This window comes from Arthrobacter sp. YAF34, assembly GCF_052113245.1.
Taxonomy (GTDB): domain Bacteria; phylum Actinomycetota; class Actinomycetes; order Actinomycetales; family Micrococcaceae; genus Arthrobacter.
This window is the reverse complement of the sequence record NZ_JBFRCV010000052.1, coordinates 1-407: the sequence shown is the minus strand read 5'-3', so window position 1 is coordinate 407 and position 407 is coordinate 1. Positions and strand designations below refer to the sequence as shown.

General features: G+C 65.3%; 1 protein-coding gene. It reads right to left on the bottom strand.

The genetic code is table 11. The features are described 5' to 3' along the window. The coding region (locus AB4Y72_RS19720) for a DDE-type integrase/transposase/recombinase (RefSeq protein ID WP_441427817.1) at nt 1-407 on the bottom strand (407 nt) is incomplete at both ends.

The following is a 407-nucleotide window of genomic DNA, read 5'->3' as shown; positions in this document are numbered from 1 at the left end:
AGATCAGCCATCACTTTGGCGAAGGCGGCGGACCGAATGTAGGCCAGGGCGTTATCGGTCATGACTTCGCTCACGGGTGCACCGTTCGCGGCCATGAACGCTGCGGCGTTGGTCAGGAATTGGGCGCAGGTCCGCCCTTTCTCGTCCGGCAACACCTCGACATACGCCAGACGGGAGTGGTCATCCACGGCAACGTGKACGTAGTCATAGCCCAGCCCGCGGCCTTTCACAGCTTCGCTGCGGCCGTGGACCCGCCASCCGCCTCCATCCGGGATCTTCCCGAGCTTCTTCACATCAATGTGCAGCAGCTCCCCGGCCGTGTCGCGTTCATAGCGGYGGTCGGTGGCCCGGCCGGCCCTGATGCGTTCGCCGCTGATCGGGTCCAGTTCCCACAACCGGGGCAGCCC